This is a genomic window from Priestia endophytica DSM 13796 (genome assembly GCF_900115845.1).
Lineage (GTDB): Bacteria > Bacillota > Bacilli > Bacillales > Bacillaceae_H > Bacillus_I > Bacillus_I endophytica.
Window position 1 is genome coordinate 56,247 of the sequence record NZ_FOXX01000004.1, and the last position, 17,669, is coordinate 73,915.

General features: G+C 36.7%; 20 protein-coding genes and 1 tRNA gene. 11 read left to right on the forward strand and 10 right to left on the reverse strand.

All coding sequences use genetic code 11. The features are described 5' to 3' along the window. Positions 1-35 precede the first annotated feature (35 nt). Together BM012_RS26065 and BM012_RS26355 are read right to left on the reverse strand one after the other, a co-directional pair. Positions 36-713, reverse strand: coding sequence for a tetratricopeptide repeat protein (locus tag BM012_RS26065; RefSeq protein WP_161939307.1), 678 nt, complete (start codon positions 711-713; stop codon positions 36-38). Then, entirely contained in the window at positions 664-942 is a 279-nt protein-coding gene (locus BM012_RS26355; protein ID WP_161939306.1) for a hypothetical protein, read from the reverse strand. Before BM012_RS26355 ends, BM012_RS26065 begins: the two co-directional genes overlap by 50 nt. 260 nt (positions 943-1,202) lie before the next feature. On the opposite strand from BM012_RS26355, the gene BM012_RS09235 reads away from it, so the two are divergent. Further along, on the forward strand, positions 1,203-1,685 hold the full coding sequence (locus BM012_RS09235; protein WP_061804380.1) for a hypothetical protein: 483 nt from the start codon (positions 1,203-1,205) through the stop codon (positions 1,683-1,685). Positions 1,686-1,791: 106 nt separating this feature from the next. On the opposite strand, the gene BM012_RS09240 is transcribed toward BM012_RS09235, so the two are convergent. Beyond that, entirely contained in the window at positions 1,792-2,634 is an 843-nt protein-coding gene (locus BM012_RS09240; protein ID WP_061804379.1) for a manganese catalase, read from the reverse strand. A gap of 199 nt (positions 2,635-2,833) precedes the next feature. On the opposite strand from BM012_RS09240, the gene BM012_RS09245 reads away from it, so the two are divergent. Next, positions 2,834-3,031 (forward strand): ChaB family protein, encoded by a 198-nt coding sequence (locus BM012_RS09245; RefSeq protein ID WP_061804378.1) that lies wholly within the window; start codon positions 2,834-2,836, stop codon positions 3,029-3,031. A 343-nt stretch (positions 3,032-3,374) separates the two neighbouring features. Here BM012_RS09245 and BM012_RS26360 read toward each other — a convergent pair whose 3' ends face one another. From BM012_RS26360 to pdxR, 3 genes are all read right to left on the reverse strand, one after another. Then, positions 3,375-3,545, reverse strand: a complete 171-nt coding sequence (locus BM012_RS26360; RefSeq protein ID WP_161939305.1) for a hypothetical protein — start codon at positions 3,543-3,545, stop codon at positions 3,375-3,377. A 148-nt stretch (positions 3,546-3,693) separates the two neighbouring features. Beyond that, the gene (locus BM012_RS09250) at positions 3,694-3,891 is read right to left on the reverse strand and encodes a hypothetical protein (RefSeq protein WP_061804377.1); all 198 of its coding nucleotides are present in this window, start codon (positions 3,889-3,891) and stop codon (positions 3,694-3,696) included. Between the two features lie 252 nt (positions 3,892-4,143). Beyond that, positions 4,144-5,577, reverse strand: coding sequence for a MocR-like pyridoxine biosynthesis transcription factor PdxR (gene pdxR, locus BM012_RS09255; protein ID WP_061804376.1), 1,434 nt, complete (start codon positions 5,575-5,577; stop codon positions 4,144-4,146). A 127-nt stretch (positions 5,578-5,704) separates the two neighbouring features. Between pdxR and BM012_RS09260 the strand changes: the two genes are divergently transcribed. After that, a complete protein-coding gene (locus BM012_RS09260; protein ID WP_061804375.1) occupies positions 5,705-6,667 on the forward strand; it encodes a carbon-nitrogen hydrolase family protein in 963 nt (320 codons plus the stop codon). A gap of 41 nt (positions 6,668-6,708) precedes the next feature. Here BM012_RS09260 and BM012_RS09265 read toward each other — a convergent pair whose 3' ends face one another. Continuing rightward, positions 6,709-8,091: a YheC/YheD family protein gene (locus BM012_RS09265; protein WP_061804374.1), complete on the reverse strand. Its 1,383-nt coding sequence runs from the start codon at positions 8,089-8,091 to the stop codon at positions 6,709-6,711. A 279-nt stretch (positions 8,092-8,370) separates the two neighbouring features. Here BM012_RS09265 and BM012_RS09270 point away from each other — a divergent pair, with 279 nt between their 5' ends. Continuing rightward, positions 8,371-8,886, forward strand: a complete 516-nt coding sequence (locus BM012_RS09270; protein ID WP_061804373.1) for a hypothetical protein — start codon at positions 8,371-8,373, stop codon at positions 8,884-8,886. A 98-nt stretch (positions 8,887-8,984) separates the two neighbouring features. Here BM012_RS09270 and BM012_RS09275 read toward each other — a convergent pair whose 3' ends face one another. Then, a complete protein-coding gene (locus tag BM012_RS09275) occupies positions 8,985-9,839 on the reverse strand; it encodes a hypothetical protein (protein ID WP_061804372.1) in 855 nt (284 codons plus the stop codon). Between the two features lie 324 nt (positions 9,840-10,163). Between BM012_RS09275 and BM012_RS09285 the strand changes: the two genes are divergently transcribed. From BM012_RS09285 to BM012_RS09315, 7 genes are read left to right on the forward strand one after another with little or no spacing between them, the layout of a single operon-like run. Continuing rightward, complete coding sequence (locus BM012_RS09285; RefSeq protein WP_225985227.1) at positions 10,164-10,583, forward strand: hypothetical protein; 420 nt, start codon at positions 10,164-10,166, stop codon at positions 10,581-10,583. Between the two features lie 20 nt (positions 10,584-10,603). Continuing rightward, entirely contained in the window at positions 10,604-11,068 is a 465-nt protein-coding gene (locus BM012_RS09290; protein ID WP_061804370.1) for a hypothetical protein, read from the forward strand. 25 nt (positions 11,069-11,093) lie between these two features. Further along, a complete protein-coding gene (locus BM012_RS09295) occupies positions 11,094-11,879 on the forward strand; it encodes a hypothetical protein (RefSeq protein WP_061804369.1) in 786 nt (261 codons plus the stop codon). Positions 11,880-11,900: 21 nt separating this feature from the next. Next, the gene (locus BM012_RS27175; protein ID WP_082802571.1) at positions 11,901-12,389 is read left to right on the forward strand and encodes a hypothetical protein; all 489 of its coding nucleotides are present in this window, start codon (positions 11,901-11,903) and stop codon (positions 12,387-12,389) included. A 20-nt stretch (positions 12,390-12,409) separates the two neighbouring features. After that, positions 12,410-12,727, forward strand: coding sequence for a hypothetical protein (locus tag BM012_RS09305; RefSeq protein ID WP_061804368.1), 318 nt, complete (start codon positions 12,410-12,412; stop codon positions 12,725-12,727). Between the two features lie 14 nt (positions 12,728-12,741). Next, a complete protein-coding gene (locus BM012_RS09310; RefSeq protein ID WP_061804367.1) occupies positions 12,742-16,428 on the forward strand; it encodes a multicopper oxidase domain-containing protein in 3,687 nt (1,228 codons plus the stop codon). Positions 16,429-16,462: 34 nt separating this feature from the next. Beyond that, positions 16,463-17,059 carry an SCO family protein gene (locus BM012_RS09315; protein WP_061804366.1) on the forward strand — a complete coding sequence of 199 codons (597 nt, stop codon included), beginning with the start codon at positions 16,463-16,465 and terminating at the stop codon, positions 17,057-17,059. 87 nt (positions 17,060-17,146) lie between these two features. On the opposite strand, the gene BM012_RS09320 is transcribed toward BM012_RS09315, so the two are convergent. Continuing rightward, a tRNA-Ala gene (locus BM012_RS09320) sits at positions 17,147-17,217 on the reverse strand. Between the two features lie 121 nt (positions 17,218-17,338). After that, entirely contained in the window at positions 17,339-17,515 is a 177-nt protein-coding gene (locus tag BM012_RS26365; protein ID WP_167360140.1) for a hypothetical protein, read from the reverse strand. Between the last annotated feature and the right edge of the window lie 154 nt (positions 17,516-17,669).

The window sequence follows — 17,669 nt, forward strand, 5'->3', positions numbered from 1 at the left end:
GAGGAGCTTCCTACATGGAGGCTCCTCTTTTACTTTTAATATTCAGGATGGTGATGGCGCGGACATCCAAATAAGTAACAAGTAGTTTGAAAAGAAGGAGTGAATTCAAGCTCGGGGTGAGAAAGGGAAGCAACGTTTTTCATCATATTTTCAAATTCTTTAAGGTGCTTCAATTCGTCTTTTATATATTCTTTACGATCATCTTCTGACCAGCTTTCATCTTTATCTTCCTTAGCATCTTTAATGTTTTGCTTTTTCTCCATAATGAGGCTTTGTAATAATTTCTGAGCACGAGGCATATCGTTCATTTGAAAGAGAGCATACATAAATCCGCTAATCCAATGAGGATCTTTAAAATAGTCATTCCAACCGTTCTCATACCAAGTGACAGCTTCCTTGTAGCAATGTAACTCCACATACAGTTCCGCCACTTCAATTTCTCCGACAAAGTTAGGAGCGTCTCTTCGAAAAGCTTTCATTTGTTTTTTCGCTTCGCTTTTTCTTTCGTCCTTAATGAGGCAAACAACATAGCCATAAAACGAATAATCAGAGTCATCAGATGACTTAAGGAAATAAGAAGCCGCTTTCTTGAACTGACCTAACTTGTAATAGGCAATCCCAAGGTTGTAATAAGTAATCTTAGAAGGAGCAGTGTTAATAGATTTAATTAACATCTTTTCTGCAAGTAGCCATTTTTCTTCTCTTAAGTACATTTCTCCGAGCAATCGGAACGGAAAAGGAGAAGTCGGGTTTAGGCTGATGGCTTCTTGTAATAAAGGAAACGCTTTTTTCATCTTCTTCCATTTCATTGCAGTACATCCAAGCAAGATTTGTTAAAGACTGAACAGTGCGTTTTTGTTGAACAGCTTTTTGAAACTGATCTAACGATTCTTCATATCGATTTTGTTCGAGTAATTGTAGTGCTCTTTCATTTGTATTCAAAAGATAGCTCCTTTTTTAGAAAATATAAAGATATTTGAAGGAATAAGAAGAAAAGGTCAGAAGTTATGACTAAGACCTTTTTTAGTTTATCACGTTTTAAAAGTGTGAAGGAGGGATGAAAACAAATTTACTTGCAAGACAGGAGGAACAAAAAATGCCCCCATGTTATATCATAAAGAGGTTGAGGAAAATATGTTAAAATAGAAACACTCCTAATTCTTATAAAACGTATGGATGGTGTTCAAAAAACGAGAGGAGGGATGAGAGAAGTATATTTTCATACAAACTCTTCTCTATATTGTTATATGAAAAATATTTCGTTAATTTTTGTGTTTGTGCTTTCTGCTCTTTCATTTGTTTTATTTCTTCTCACAGGTCTTCAGTACGTTCTGAGCCTTTTTCTTGACGTGCACTACACCCATCAATATAGTTCGCTTTTTTTATCTTTGCACGTTTGTCTTGGGTTCCTAATTCTTGTGCCTGTGGACGTTATTTTAGAAGATATTATGAGACACTTTCAAGGAAACAACAAAAAGAGGGTTATTTTATCTCACATTTTTCAGTTTCTTTTATTTTTTCTTTATATGAAAACAATGGTAGCTTTTATGAACATTGCGACATTTGACTCTATCGTTTCAGAAGTCTTGCTCTATACCATTATGTACGCTATATTCTTTGCTCTTGAACTTATAGGAGATAAGGTGAAAAAGGAAGATGAGCAGAGATTTCAACTTCACAAATAATGGGAGAGAACAGCGTTTACTCGGTACATAGAGAAAATAATAAAAGAAATTGAACTGTTTCCTGTACAAAAATATCCCGCGATCATTTGGTCGCGGGATATTTTGCTTATTTAGATGGCACTTTTTCTTCTGTTAAATCATGGTGAAGCGCAGGATCCGGAACATTTGGATTTGGAGCTTGTCCTTGTGGCTGAGGATTTTCGACGTGAACGTACTTTCCAGTTCCGTCTGGTGATGTTCCTTGTGACCATGGACCTTCTTTTGAAGCTGTTCCTTCTGAGAGATCCCAGAACTTATATGCTTCTTCTTGGGCTTCTTTTTCAGCTTCAGGTGGGAATGAAGAAGGAACAACAACGCCATTCTTTTCTTCTAATTCATTGATAGCTTCCATCCACTGATATTGATGATAACGGTCGCGAGCAAGCATTTTACGGAACACTTTGCGTACCCCTTCATCTTTTGTCATATGATATAAACGCGCTACTTGAAGTCTCCCTTGACTTTCCGCATGTAAATTTGAACGCATATCTGCTAAAAGGTTGCCACTTGCTACAATATAGTTTCCGTTCCACGGAACTCCTTGAGAATTTGTTGGCAAACCGCCTAATCCACTTACAAGTAGATGTTGAGGGTTGATTCCACCCATAATAGCTGCTGTTGCTGGATCTTTAGCTGCTTCTGCTTGATCTTCTGGGGAAGCTCCATCTAAAAGCTGGCTAATAAGAGAACAAAGCATTTCAACATGACCAATCTCTTCTGTACCAATGTCCATTAACATATCTTTATACTTTTCATTTCCGCGACAGTTAAACCCTTGAAAGAGATATTGCATCATAACCGTCATTTCTCCAAATTGTCCGCCTAAAACTTCTTGAACTTGTTTTGCTAGCATTGGGTCTGGCTTATCCACTTTTACTTCGAACTGTAATTCTTTTTGATGACGAAACATAACACAAATTCCTCCTCTAGTTTAATAGAATGTCCCTTCTCACTTACCCTGTTTTTCTTTCCTTTAATCACTTTATTATCCAATCATGCACATTGACTAGGTTAGTTTTTTTAAACTTTTGTTAGATCACGTATTGTTTAACTTTCGTTACTAGGGGAAATAGAAACTATAGAACAAGACAAGTAAAGGAGAGATAACAATGCCTTATCAATCGCTAGAAGAGCTTCCAAAAGGAGTCAGAAACAACGTTCCAAAACACGGACAAGAAATCTTTAAAGAAGCCTTTAATTCAGCTGAAAAAGAATATAAGAAGGAGGAAACGGCGTTTAAAGTAGCTTGGAGTGCAGTTGAAGAGAAGTATAAAAAATCAGATGATGGAAATTGGGTAAAAAAATAAAACAAGCATGAGAAAGACGACGAGCTCCTTGTTCAAATAAACATTATAAATGTAAAAAAGAGAAGACAAAATCTGTCTTCTCTTTTTTATTTACGTTTGATTCGTGAGGAATGGGCTAACTAAGATGCTTATAAAAATAAGGAGATAAAAATGGAGATAAAAAGTGGCTGTTCATAATTAATGAAATTACACTAGCAGGAGGCATAATAATCGTAGAAAACACCTTTAGGATAAAGATAGGAGTTAGAGAACTTTTAGAGTTTTTCGATGGTTTAAGAGTAAGACGGTAAAACCTCGCATAAAAGCATGGGAACGAGAAAAACACGCTTTTATGCGAGGTTGTTTAAATAAACAGGAGAAAAAGAACAGCAATTAGAATACTTTGAACAAGATGTACAATACGCACCTTTATTTTATTTCCTTTTTTGCGTAAGAGGAAAAGGTTTAATGCAAACCCTGTTACACTCACAGCTAAAAAAGCTATAATGAACGTTAGCATAAAATCATACGTCATCATGTCAACTCCTTGTTAGGCTATGTTGATTTTAAGCGTTCTTCATATCCTATTATCGGAGCTTGTCGAACATGATAAACAAATGGAGAAATAGAAATTGAACTAAAAAAACCCCCGTCTTCAGATAAAGAAGACGGGGGAGGGATGATCACTTTGTCTTTTTGAAAAGTTTATAAATTCGAGCAGCACTCGCTACAGCAATCAAAATGCTTAAAATAATAAAAGCTAATCCATTATCTGTATTTTGATAGTTCACGATATTTGCAACTGTCAGCAGTACAGCAAATACAAAGATAATGATATTAAAAATGATAATAAACTTATTATAGTTTTGTGGAGAAGCCATGTTAGAGTTCCTTTCTAATTAACCTTACCTTTATGTTACCGCAAGAACGAGCACTTTTAAACTAAATTGCTAATTTATTCAGTTTACATAATAATATTCTAGTAAATAAAAATTATATTTTTCGTTTACTGAATAAGAGTTGTCCGCCTGTAAAAAAACAAGTGCTAATTGATTGTATAATCGTAAAATTTCCATCTGCTTACTAGTATTCTTTAAGATGAAGGGAAGAGGTCTTCGTTTTTGCAGCTTCCCTTATAGCGAATGCAACGATTGAGAAAATTGTTCAATAGCATCTCTTATTTTTTCCTTTTGCAGCCGTGCAAATGTAAATCTAGCATAGCCGTCACCCATTCCATATACGCTTCCTGGCATATATAAAAGCTTGTTTTTTATCGTTTGTTCTACAAGCTGTTTATCGCTTACTTTTTTGCTTAACTTCCCCCAAATATGAAGACCTCCCATTGGGGTGGAAAAGGCTATTTCATCTCCCAATATGTCTTTCAAAGCCTGTATCATCTCATCCCGTCGCTCTTTTAATTGCCGGGTAAGCTGTTGTTGATGAATGAGGAAAGAAGGGGATTGTAAAAGTTCATTTGCGATAGTTTGAGGAAACACGCTTAGCCCGAAATCCATTTGCTGTTTTGCTTCTCCAAGTCGTTGAATAACAGCTTCAGGTCCTGTTATCCAACCAATTCGTAAGCTTGAAGCTGCTACTTTAGAGAGGGAGCCGATATACAAAACATTTCCGTTTGTATCATATGATTTGATCGGTTTATGATGAGGTTCTCCGAATGAAAGAAAACTAAATGGATCATCTTCCACCACGGGAATGCCAAGAGACTCAGCTATTTCTAAAATGTGTTTCCTCCGTCTTTTATTTAAGACCGTTCCAGTTGGGTTTTGATAGGTTGGATTTAGAAAAATCATACGGATGTTTTTCTCTCTGTAGAGCTCTTCAGCATCTTCTGGAATGATGCCATTCTCATCAATAGGAAGTCCAAAAATCCTTAAACCTGCTGATTGGAATAAAGGAAGCGAGTAAAGATAGGAAGGAGATTCAATTGCTATAGCATCGCCAGGGCTTAGCAAACATTGTGTAATAAGATAGAGAGCCTGCTGGGCGCCTGATGTAATTAAAATGGACGAAGGTGAGGCTTTAATGCTATACGCTTCTTTCAGATGAGAAGCAAGCGTTTTTCTTAGTGGCAAGAATCCTTGTTGATGAACATAGCTCAAGTCTTCTGGGAAAGGGCAAGTTTTTACACAATGTTGTAAAAGCTCTGTCGGAAACAAATCTTTTGAAAGTTCGCCGCTTGCTAAATCAAAGTCAATATCTCCTTCGCTCGCCATCTCGCGGATCCTTTGCACAAGAGGATAGGAAGTCCGAAAAGACCCACCTTCAACATAGCGCCGCCAGTTTGTTTCATTTTTCGAAAATACGCCCCAGTTTGTTGAACTAACAATCGTCCCGCTTCCACGTTTTCGTTCCAGAAATCCTCGGGCAAAAAGCTCATCATAGGCATGTACAATAGTCATTCGGTTCACTTCAAGTTTTTCGGCTAACTTTCGTTCCGAGAGAAGGCGTGTTCCTGGCGGATATTCACCATAGGAAATTTTTCGTTCCAGCTCATCTACAATTTGTTGATATAAAGGGGTGCTGCTTGTTTTATCTAGTTTCCATTCCATATAAACGCTCCTTATTTTTTCTTGATTATAATTTTAGTAATTGGATTAGTCAATGATAATCCAATTGGATGCATACAAAATGATCGCTCTCTTTTAAAATAATCGTAAAAGAAAGGAAGCGATAAATATGGAAAAAGTGAGAGTAGCAGTTGTACAAGCAGCTTCTGTTATTATGGATAGAAAAGAAAGTATCAAAAAAGCCGTATCTTTAACAAAAGAAGCAGGAGAAAAATCGGCAAAAATTGTTGTTTTTCCAGAAGCATTCATTCCTGCTTATCCAAGGGGCTTAACGTTTGGAGCAACGGTTGGCAGTCGTTCAGAAGAGGGAAGAAAAGATTTTTTACGCTACTTGGAAAACGCGATTGTTGTTCCAAGTGAAGAAACGCATATTCTCGGTGAAGCGGCTAAAAAAGCGGGAGTCTACTTAATTATTGGCGTTATTGAACGAGAAGGAGATGGAAGCAGAAGCACGCTTTATTGCTCTGTTTTATTTTTTGGACCTGATGGTAAGCTTCTTGGCAAACATCGTAAGCTAAAGCCAACAGGTTCAGAGCGTCTAATATGGGGAGAAGGAGATGGAAGCACGCTCCCTGTTTTCCATACTCCTTATGGAAGAATTGGCACGCTTATCTGCTGGGAAAATTACATGCCGCTTGCTCGTGCTACAATGTATGCAAAAGGAGTTGATCTTTATATTGCTCCAACAGCAGATGCAAGAGAGGTATGGCAATCCACAATTCGCCATATTGCAGTTGAAGGCCGATGCTTTGTACTTTCATGTAATCAATATGTAAATAAAGAGATGTATCCAAAAGATTTAGCATGCTTTTCTGATTTGGAATCTTCTCCTGATGAAATGTGCCGAGGGGGAAGTGCGATTGTAGGTCCTCTTGGAGACTATATAAAAGAGCCTGTATGGGGAAGAGAAGAAATGATGATAGCTGATCTAAATTTAAAGGAAATTGCGGCAAGTCGCTTTGATTTTGATGTTGTTGGCCACTATGCAAGACCAGATGTGTTTCATCTTACAGTAAACGAAACAAAGAGAGATCAAGTAACATGGGAAAATAAAAAAGAAGCAAATAGATAGAAAAAAAAGCAGCGTAAAGCTGCTTTTTTGCCATAAAAGAGTTATAACTTTTTGTAGCGCCGAATGGTTTTATACATATCTAAGTTTTTGAGTTTTCGAAATCCTTTTGTACCTGGACGGGAATTTACTTCAATAATGAAAATACGCCCCTTTTGATCAATACCAACGTCAAGTCCCCAAATCCGTTGATGAAGAGAAATATCTCCGAGTTTTCCTGCTGTTTTAAGGGCAATAGAGTCTAAATCTTGAAGAAGTTTTGTGATATTGAGATGACCAAGCCCTGACTTTTCAACAGCTTCTTCGATCGATAATACATCGGCATCTGTTGCAAGGTTTGTTGTAAAATAACCAAGACTTGCAACTTTCGCATACTTTCCAGTCACAATCCACTCCGAGTGTTCGTTTCGTTGGACAATGATGCGCAGATCAAGTGGGCGCCCTTCAATCGTGGCAAGATCAATATATTGTTGAACAAGATAAGTTTGGTTCTCTATCATAGTTTGTAAAAATGTAAAAGCTTCTTTCTTTGTTAGGAATTGCTTATTTTCGTTTCGATATTGAATAAGATAAGAAAGTGGTTGAACCGAAACTTTAATGACTCCTGACCCTGAGCGTCCAAAAACAGGCTTTAAAATAATTGTTTTATGCTCATCAAGCATATTCCATAAAACTTCTTCACTGTTCATGACGTTTGTTTGGGGTAAAACAAGTTGAAGAGACTCATCACTTTTTAAGACAGTATAAACATTTTGTTTTTGCTCTTTGATATAAAGGGGCTTTGAATTTGCTTTTGTTACCCAAAGCTTCTTTTGTTCATCAATTCCGATGCTTATTTCCCACATGGGATATCTCGGAGCCTTCCTTTCTAGTTTTTTTACGACTTTTAGAATGTTCTCATCAAGAGAGATAAGCGTTTCAAGCGGAAGGTTTAAAAGGGAAAACGTTTCTTTTACGCTTAAAATATCTGTTTCTTGCTGTGATATACTTTTTACTTTTACATATTTTTCTGTTATCTCCCAATTTCCTTCTGGTCGTTTTTCAACTTTTATCTTTAAAGAAAAAGGACGGTTTTTTAATTGGAGGAAGGGGATATGTTGTTGAATAAGATAAGAAGTCTTGATTTTAGAGGTTAAAAAAGTGAATAGGCCTTCTTTGTTAGCGAAAAGGAAAGACCCTTCAGAAGTAAGCACTTTGTAAGAACCCTTCTCATCTTTTAGAACTTGAAAGGTAGGCGAACTATGATTAGAAGTGGGTTTCAATAAAATATTTTCATAGTTACTTAAAAATCGAAAAAACGCTTCCCTTTTGGTAAATTTGATACTTTCCGGAAATGAGATTCCTGAAGAAAGAGAAAAATGATTACGTTTTCCGTTAAAATGAACAACTTTCCTTTTTCTATTAGTTTTGAATGGTTTACTAGACATCGTACTCCTCTTTTCTCAATAAGCTAGTATTACTATATGAAAAAAAATGATATTCGTATGGGTTATGATGGAGAAATTGAAGTTTCTTAAAGAAAACAGAAAGATTTTTATATAAGTATAGAGCCTTCTTTTTTTGGACGAACATCTCCTTACTCTTTAAAATATAAAGATTGGGAAGTTCATGGTAAGGGATTTTTTTATGTTCATGAGATAGCCTGACTTCGTTGAACACCTCCTTTTGTAATGTCATATATTACAAAAGAAAAGAGGAGGTTGAGTATGAAGCAAAAGGTCAAAATAAAACAGTGCTCTTATGAGCAAAAACAATCAATTAAAATAGGCGAAGATGTTAAAATATTCAGATTTAGGACAGAAGATGTAGAAGATTGTGCAACAGACATAGTGGGAGTTATTGAGAATGTAGGAATAGATTTTGTTGAATTAATAAAACGAGATCATACCGTAATTAGTATTCCAATGAATCGAATTGAAAATGTGACGTGGTTAGAAAAAAAGGTATTCTCTCGTTCTGATGACTATGATCGAGCAGACACTTGCCTACATTGTGAGCAACAAGAGTGTAGGTGCGTTAAGAAAAGAGTGTTTAATTTTCGCCCATGTAATTGCGAACATAAATCCCGCTGCAATTGTCAGAAAAGATTTATAAGATTTCAAGACTGTGTGATCCCTTTTTGCGACAAAAGGGTGGAATTACGATTAGGTGGTTTAACAGATAGTCTGAAATTTGAATTATTCCGTCATATAGGAAGCAAAGTAAAACTGCACGTTCTGTAACTAAACTTGTTCAAAAATTTTACAAGTTAAGAAGTTATGTAACTTAAAAAGGAATCCAGTACTGGATTCCTTTTTAAGTTGTTATTCTGTTGAGGGAGTTAACATTTTAATGAAGTTATTTCTGGTTGTTTCATCTTAATGAAGCATATTTTTTCAAAGTCTATTCCTTTTTTCTTTCTTGGGGTTTCGATTAATAAAGATCGTTCTGACACTTTTACTAAAGTCCCCTGAGTTTCTTTATTATCAAATGTTTTCACACAAAGATCGCAATCTATAAAACTTTTTAACAAAAAAGAAAGTTGCAAAGGAAAGAACAATTTTAAAAGAAAAGGACTTTTGGGAACAATTTGACCGAAGTTAAACGTAATTTCTCTTCTGAGACATGGATCAATATTTAACAATGGTTGATCTTCATTAAGTACTTCTTCTTGTTCTTTTTGAATCATCCATCTAATTTTTGCAAAGGGGATCCATACTGTTTCATCATCCTTTGTGTGTAAAATAATAAAGTCTATACCACTATAGATAAATTTCCCACAAACTTTTTCGAATTGATTTTCACATGTTAACGTTTCTTCAGACTCTATGTCTTCTTCTGTACAACTTATTATAACTTCAACCATCTGTCCTTTTAACGTATTCAAGTTTTGTAGAAGAACATCATCTTCTCCTACTTCTCCATCCTCTTCTTGCTGAAGACCAAGCGTTAACAGCAGTTCATTTGCCTCTTCTATACATGCATCGATTACTTCTAATTGCTCAGGTGGAAAAGAACTTGTTGCTGAAGGGAATTGTGGTTGTATAATCCGTTCAGGACATGTATCAGGAAGACAAAAATCATCTTCTATTCCTCCCGGTTCACAATCAAAGCACTCTTCTTCTCTTTCTATTTTAGGGACTACATCGCGTTTTCTTCTAAGATTTATAGGTTTGGAATATCGAATAATAAACACCCTCTCCTTAGTTCATACACCTAATATATGGTGAATAGTTGAATCTGGTTGGGCAAATGTCCCATAGTGACCCGGATAATCATAAAAATCTCTGCAAGGAAGAGAAGGAACTTGCATGGAGTTTTCTTTTTGTTTTTGATGAGTAATGTCATAATCTTTAATCCGAAATGGGAAATATTGAAGAATAAGGCAAGCCTTGTGTTCATAATTGTTTATAGAGTTTACTTCAGCACTTTTACTATTCCTCAGTTAGGAATAAAGATGAGACAGAGGGAACGCAACGTAAAGAGGGAAAGAATGATGCACATTGTTGGGGTGATATAATTGCTGATCCAAAACCTTGGTTTTTTGCTTTGTGTCAATCTTCTTTTAACAGGTTCTGCTTATCTTTTCCTTTTTAAAGTTCGAAAACTTATTGGGTTTCAGTTAGGAATGAATATTTCAAATTTAGCTGGAGGCTTCTTTGCTATTGTGACAGGCATTATTTTGATTTATCAATTTCCCTTACATTTTGTTCCAATAACAATGATTACAACCGTTATTGGAATGGTTGTCGGAGCACTTTTTGGAGGGTTATTTGATTATCAAACACTATTAACAGGAATGATTAACGGATTGATGATGGGAGTTATGGCCCCTATGGTTGGCGCAGCTTCTCAAAACAATCTTATCTTTTTAGTTTTTATTGAACTTGTCTTTATATGTAGTCTTTTTTTGCTCCTCTTTTCTGCCAAACGTACATAGCTTAAAGGAGGGAGTGATATATGCTTTTCTTTCTTTATGGAATGCTTATTCTCAATGGTTTAATTGGGGCTTTCCTTTATATCATGATGCACAAGAAAAGAAAAATATTTAGTGATCGATATGGAATGATTATGGCGATGTGTGCAAGTGGAGTTTTGAGCTTTGCGTTAGGAATGGTAATTGAATTTTTGAATAAAAATGATTTTATCGTTATTACGATTCTTGTTCTTGTAATAAGCGGGACGCTTGGAATTACTTTTGGAGCTCTTGTAAGGTTTCAATCTTTGCTTTCAGGTTTTTTTCAGGGGACTGTAGGAGGAGTAATGGGAACGATGTTTGGCGCTGTTGTGAAAAACCCTTCTTTATGTAATTTACCTTCTGAATCTCTATATACTGTTGAGCAAAGTATGGTGATATTCAGTTTGTTTAGCACCGTTCTCGTCATCGTTACAGCGAGCCTACTTCTTTACTCATTTAGAGTGTGATACTAACGTCAGGAGAGGAGCCTAAATGGAAGATAAAAAAATTCGGTTAGATGAATATAGAAAGAAACTGTTAGAAAAACGAGAAAACGAAGAGCTGAAAAACGATATTATCAACGAGTTCAACAGTCAAAATGGAAAAGGGTTAACATCGCCAACAACACCTACAACAACAGAGGAAACACGGTTATTAATGGAATATATTGATCGAGCTAACTTATTTAATATTTCTAAGCAAAATGAAAAACGAGGAAAAACCTTAAAATACCGTAAGTTTTTTAAATCCAAAAGAAATCAGCAAGTTGAAATCTACTTTAAATGTGGTACCCAGTCTCTTTACACAGAAGGTAAAGTGAGTACAGTTGGGCGAGATTTTGTAATGCTTACAAATTTAAAGGAAAGAAAATGGATTCCTTATCCTATTATTGAATCTGCTAACATTCCGTTCGGCATTCCAAACTACTCTAATACTCATCAACATTATATTTTTGATAATAATTTACGGAAAAAATTGCTATATGAATTTGGGGAAACCATTTCAAAACGGGATATTCTACGCCAACAATTTTTTGAAGAAACACTTCAAACGAATTTAGATTCTTGGCAGGAAACATGGGTGATAGTGCACCTTAGTGAGGAAGTTCGAAAAATAGGGAAAATTTCAAGCGTAGCGAACCAGCAGCTCACCCTTACTTTTTTTAAAGAAAAAGAATGTATTGATTTAAAAAGCGTTAAGTACATTAGCACAATAAGACTTACTAGTTTATTTTCACACGTGTTTAAACGTTTCTCACATAAAGAAGGCAACCAGTAGGAAAGTAAAGGAGGACTTTTCATGTCATCAAATAAAAAGGAAACAGGAAAGAAAAAGAGCGAGTATAAAGAACAGGAAAAGTATCGTTTTGGCGAAAAGATAGTAGATAAAAAGGTAGATAAAAAAGTAGAGAAGGTAGAGAGAGAAGAGAAGATAGAAAAAGAAGACAAGGTAGAAAGAAAAGATCGACGAATTTTGGAGGCTCCTGTACGTGTAGATATAGAAGGTGTGGAAGATCCATTATTCGATGAATTACAGGGGTTAATTGGAGAATCTATTCTAATTATCACAGAATCAGATCAGCTGAATTTATTTGGGCAAGCATTTCGTCCGATTTTTTGCGGAACCATCTTTAGCGTTGAGCAAGGAAATATCACATTATTCCCTGTCACAATTAAAATGGTAACTGCTCCATTTTTTCAGTTTCCAATTCCGTTAAGTATTCCTTTAGAGAAAATTGCCCAGTTTACGCCTAATTTTGATTGTGATATGAGAATACCGCTTACATAAGTGCAAGGAGGGAGTTAAACATGAAGCATAATAATGATGATGAGAGAGTCACAGAAATACAGTTACCTTCAAATAATGAGATTCATGATGAAGCGCTTATTCAAGAGTTTGAGAGAGGGATTGGGAGTCAAGTATTTATATTAACCCCTTCTTTCCCATTTGTCTTCATTGGAGAGATTACGGCAGTAGTAGGAGACAATGTTGTGGTAGACGTTCAAACGACAACAATTGGAGAATTAGAGAATCGAATTTGGTCGATTCATATTCACCAAATTGAAGTGTTTTACATTGAACAAGAAGGATTGCCGGCAATTCCAGAATTAAGAGACGATATGTAAAAGGGGAAGGATATATGAAACGATTTTACCATGTGGTAGCTATTGACATTCGCATTGTATTAAACACTTTTGGAGATCACAACGAACATGGGAAAATATATATCTTAAAAGAAAATGTTGATAAAGTGAGAAGAGCTGTCGAGAAAAACCCGTTTACACCTGTTGATTTAGTTGAACCACTTTGTATTCGAGCGAATAAAGGAGATACAATTGAGATTTTATTTGAAAATCAAATCAAAACTTCAGCTGGGATGCATTTTCAAGAAGTAGACTATGATGTATTGAATTCAGATGGAGCAAATGTAGGGTTTAATCCAAATACACTTGTGAAGCCCGGGGAGAAGATTCTCTACCGTTTACGGGCAAATCATGAAGGAATTGCTTTCTTCTCTGACTTAGGAGATCCAGATAGTAGTGATGATGGCACAAACATTAACGGTTTGTTTGGAGCCTTATTCATTGAAAAAATGGGATCCACTTGGACAGATCCTGTGACAGGTGGCCCTTTAAAGAGTGGACCAATTGCGGATGTTCATCATCCTTTTGCTCCATCGTTTCGGGAATTTGGTTTTATTTTCCACGATGAAATGCCAACGCAAGATATTACAGGAAATAGACCTCTTGATCCTGTCACAAATCAAGAAAGAGAATCTACTCATGCCATTAACTATCGTTATGAACCTCTGCAAAACCGTAAAAAACTGATCGAAGAAGGGGTTGTATGCCCAGATTGTGAAGGAGAGGAAGTTCATCATGATTCATGGGTATTTGGCGACCCTGCAACACCTATTTACCGAGGATATAAAGGAGATCCTGTAAAGTTTAGACTTGTTCATGGTGGCGTAAAAGAAACGCATGTTTTTCATTACCATGTTCATACTTGGTTTAGGGATCCGCAAAATACAGAGTCTAACATTTTTGATGCCCAAGCGATCAGTCCACAAAACTGGTATACAATCGACGTATTATATGGTTTAGGATCATTACAAGAGGCAATTGGAGATGCTATTATTCACTGTCACTTATATCCTCACTTTGGGGTTGGCATGTGGGCTCTCAATCGGATTTTCGATACTCTTCAAGACGGAAGTCAATGTTACCCAAATGGAATTCCAATTAAACCGCTTCAACCTTTACCAGATCGTCCTGCTCCACCCCGGCCAACCAAAGAAAGACCAGGATTCCCCAATTTTATTCCTGGGAAAGTAGGATGTAAAGCACCAAGACCGCCACTTGGAATTGTGGGAGGGCGCGGGTTAACAGAACTTGAAAGAAATGCAGCTGTTCCTACTGCAAGACCTGGCGCTGTTTTTACAGATCCTTGTATTATTGAAGAAAATCCTATTGTGCAGGAATTCAATGTTTCTCTTATTGAGCTGCCTCTTGTCTATAACCGAGAAGGATGGAATGATCCGAAAGGAAGAATTTACGTTCTTGATGAAGATCTAGACGACATTTTAGCAGGACGGAAGGAACCAGAGCCTCTTGTTATTCACATGAATGCTGGAACATGTCTATCTGTTAACTTTACAAATCGTCTTAACGAAGTAGCAGGAGGGGATGCCTTTCAACTTGTGACACGAACGTACGAAGTAGGATTTCACGTTCATTTCGTTAAATTTGATGTTCTAGTTAGTGATGCAGCGAATGTTGGGTGGAATTATGATTCAAGCGTTCTTCCTGGTGAAACGATTCGCTATGAATTTTTTGCAGACACGGAACTCAAAGCATGGTTTCTACACGACCATCTTTTTCCCAACTATCATCAGCAACATGGGGTGTTTGGCTCAGGGAATGTTCATGCTAGATTTTCAAAAGTGTTAGATTCGAAAACAGGAGAAGAAGTGCAGTCAGGCGCACAAGTTACTGTCACACATCCTTTAATTCCAGACTACCGAGATTTTGCTCTATTCGTCCAAGATTTCACTCTTTTATTTGATAAAAACGGCTGTCCACTTGAACCACCGGAGTTTCCTGGATCTGAGGACGACCCGGGGTTGTTTGCTGTAAATTATAAAAATGAACCGCTTCAGTTCCGTTTAGGAGAAGATTGTGACCCGGCGTACTCCTTTAGTTCGTTTGTAAATGGAGACCCTGTAACACCTATCTTAAACTGCTATGAAGGAGACCCTATTAGAATTCGCGTACTGCAAGGATCTCAAGAAGAATCTCACAGCTTTAACATGCATGGTTTACGCTGGAAAGCAGAGCGGCCTGATAGTGAAACATCCTTTGTTTGTCAAGAACATATTGGAATATCTGAATCCTTTACATTCGAATTGGCTGTGCCGAACTCAGGAGATTATCTTTGGACGTTTGAGACAGAAGAGGATTTGTGGAACGGCTGCTGGGGACTAGTGCGTGCATTTGACGAGGAAGTCGATTTTCTTATTCCTCTTCCAGACAGACCTGATCCGCCAAAGCGAACAAAAAATTTACCTGTTTGCACAGGAAAACCGCCAGAAAAAGCAAAACTTGTTGAAGTAGATGCGCCACCTAATGCCCCTGTGAAGCGCTTTGATATTGTTGCGTTTCATATCCCGATTCCTTACAGCAAATGGGGAGAGAAAGATCCATTTGGAATTGTTTTTGCGCTTAAGAAAGATGTAAAAGCTATTTTAGCAGGAAAGAAAAAGATACAGCCGCTGATTATCCGTGCTAATCAAGGCGATGTAGTGGAAGTTAACTTAGAAAGCCGACTAGAATTCGATGAATTCCCGTTTCCTGATGGAATTTGGCCATACCCCCCTGTAAAAGAGCAGGCGTTTTATCCACCATCTGTCCGAATTTCCTTGCATCCTCAGCTTATTCAATATGATGTGAAATCTTCAGCAGGAGAAACGGTTGGCTTTAATCCAGATCAGACCGTGGGACCTGGCGAGAAGATTACGTATCGCTGGTATGTTGATCTTCCTGTTGGGGCATGTGGGATGTGGGATATGGCCGATATTCGCAATCATCGTTCGTTAGGGACTTTTGGAATGTTTATTGCTGAACCAAGAGGGGCTCAATTTTTAAGCCAGAAAACGTTAAAACCGGTTATTACAACAGATCGAGCTATTATAAAACAACCTTTTTTACCGACTACACGAGAATTTGCGCTTATTATGTATGATGGAGCTAGACTAGTAGATAAAAACGGGAAGTTAATTATTGACCCTGTTGATGGCATATTAGGTGGCGTAGATCCAGAGGAGTTAGGTGATCTAGTTGATACGTATGATAACGGATCAAGAGGATTTAACTACCGGACAGAACGATTAATTAATCGTCTTAACCAGGTGCCTGTATTAAAAGACTTATTTAGTTCAAAAGTACATGGAGATCCTTCTACACCAATTCTTGAGGCTTATCCTGGTGATCCTATTACAATTCGCTTTGCAAATCCATCTGAACGAAGACGTGCCCACGGATTTCATGTGCACGGTCACTATTGGAATACAGATGATAAGGATATTTTCTCACAGGTGAAGTCCATCCGAGATCATATCGTCTTAGGAGACGCCTTTGATATTCAGCTGCACTACGGGGCAGGAAGTCTTTTTAACTTCCCTGGTGATTATATGTACCGCTCTGGGAATATTCGTTGGGATATTGAACAAGGCATGTGGGGAATTCTTCGTGTCCATAAAAAACTACAAAAAAATCTTCAGTCCTTAAAAGCGATAAATGATGTGAAAAAGCGAAATAAAAAGAAATGACTTTTTCTTGAATTGAAATAAGAAGGTGTACAACATGAAGAGAAAGTATTTGTTAGCCATCTTTTTAACGATCATTGTAATTGCTTTTGCGCTCGTTTATTGGCTATGGCCAAACAATGAAAAGCTTCCAGTACTAGATGAATTAAAGCCTGTAGCATTACAAAATGTTCATGGTGGAGAGTATGATTTTAAGAGTGAAAAAGTTAAGCTTGTGACTTTTTTTTATACGAATTGCCCGGATATTTGTCCGTTAACAATGAGTGATTTTAAAGATTTACAAGCAGAGCTAAAAAAGGATGAGATATTTGGTTCAAAAGTAGAACTTGTAGCTATTTCACTTGACCCAGAACAAGATACACCCTCTGTTGTAAAGAAATATGCAGAATCTTTTGGAGCGGACTCTTCCGGATGGAAATGGTTAAGAGGTTCTTTAAAGGATACGAAAAAAATTGCAGATGATTTAAAAATGCAGTACAAAAAAGGGGAAGGAAATTTTCTCTCTCACTCTACAACGATGTATCTTATTGATGAAAATAATAAAATTAGAGCGCTTTATGATATGGCTTACTCGGAGGAACCGATTGATAAGAGGAAAATCTTAAGGGATATCCAGTATTTAGTGAACCAATAAGAAAAAAGGGCTTCAATCTTCTACTGTTATGAAAAAATAAAAATCCCCCTTCTTCATCTTTTTACAGATAAGAAGGGGGATAAAACATGGAGCTAGCGAGAATCGAACTCGCATTACTTGACTGCCAGTCAAGCGTAATCCCATTATACCATAGCCCCATTTTAGAGATATTTAGCGAATATTCTTTTATTATAAAGGAAACTGTTACACAGTACAATAAAAAAGAGAAGAGGAGGAGAGAAAATCTCATTTTTAGCCGACTTAAATGAGATTTTTTAATCATGAAAGTGTATGAGAAGAAAAGGGATGTTGCTCATCACCATATATGACTTCGCTTAACAAGGAAATATCTTCTGAAATTTCTTTTTTCAATGAAGGTTTTTCACAATTTCTATAGTCATCCAGCAATCGGGCTAGCTCTTTTCGAAAAAAGAGCACTTCTTGATTGTCAATCATCGTAAAAACCCCTTTTTTAAATCAACTTCACTAAAGGTCTAACGTCACCGTATACTTATTAAAGTTGCCCATAAATATTATTTTCAAACCCGTTTAGAAGTATTAAGAAATTTTCGAAAGAATAAAAAAGCTGAATCTAGGCTTTTTTTACTAT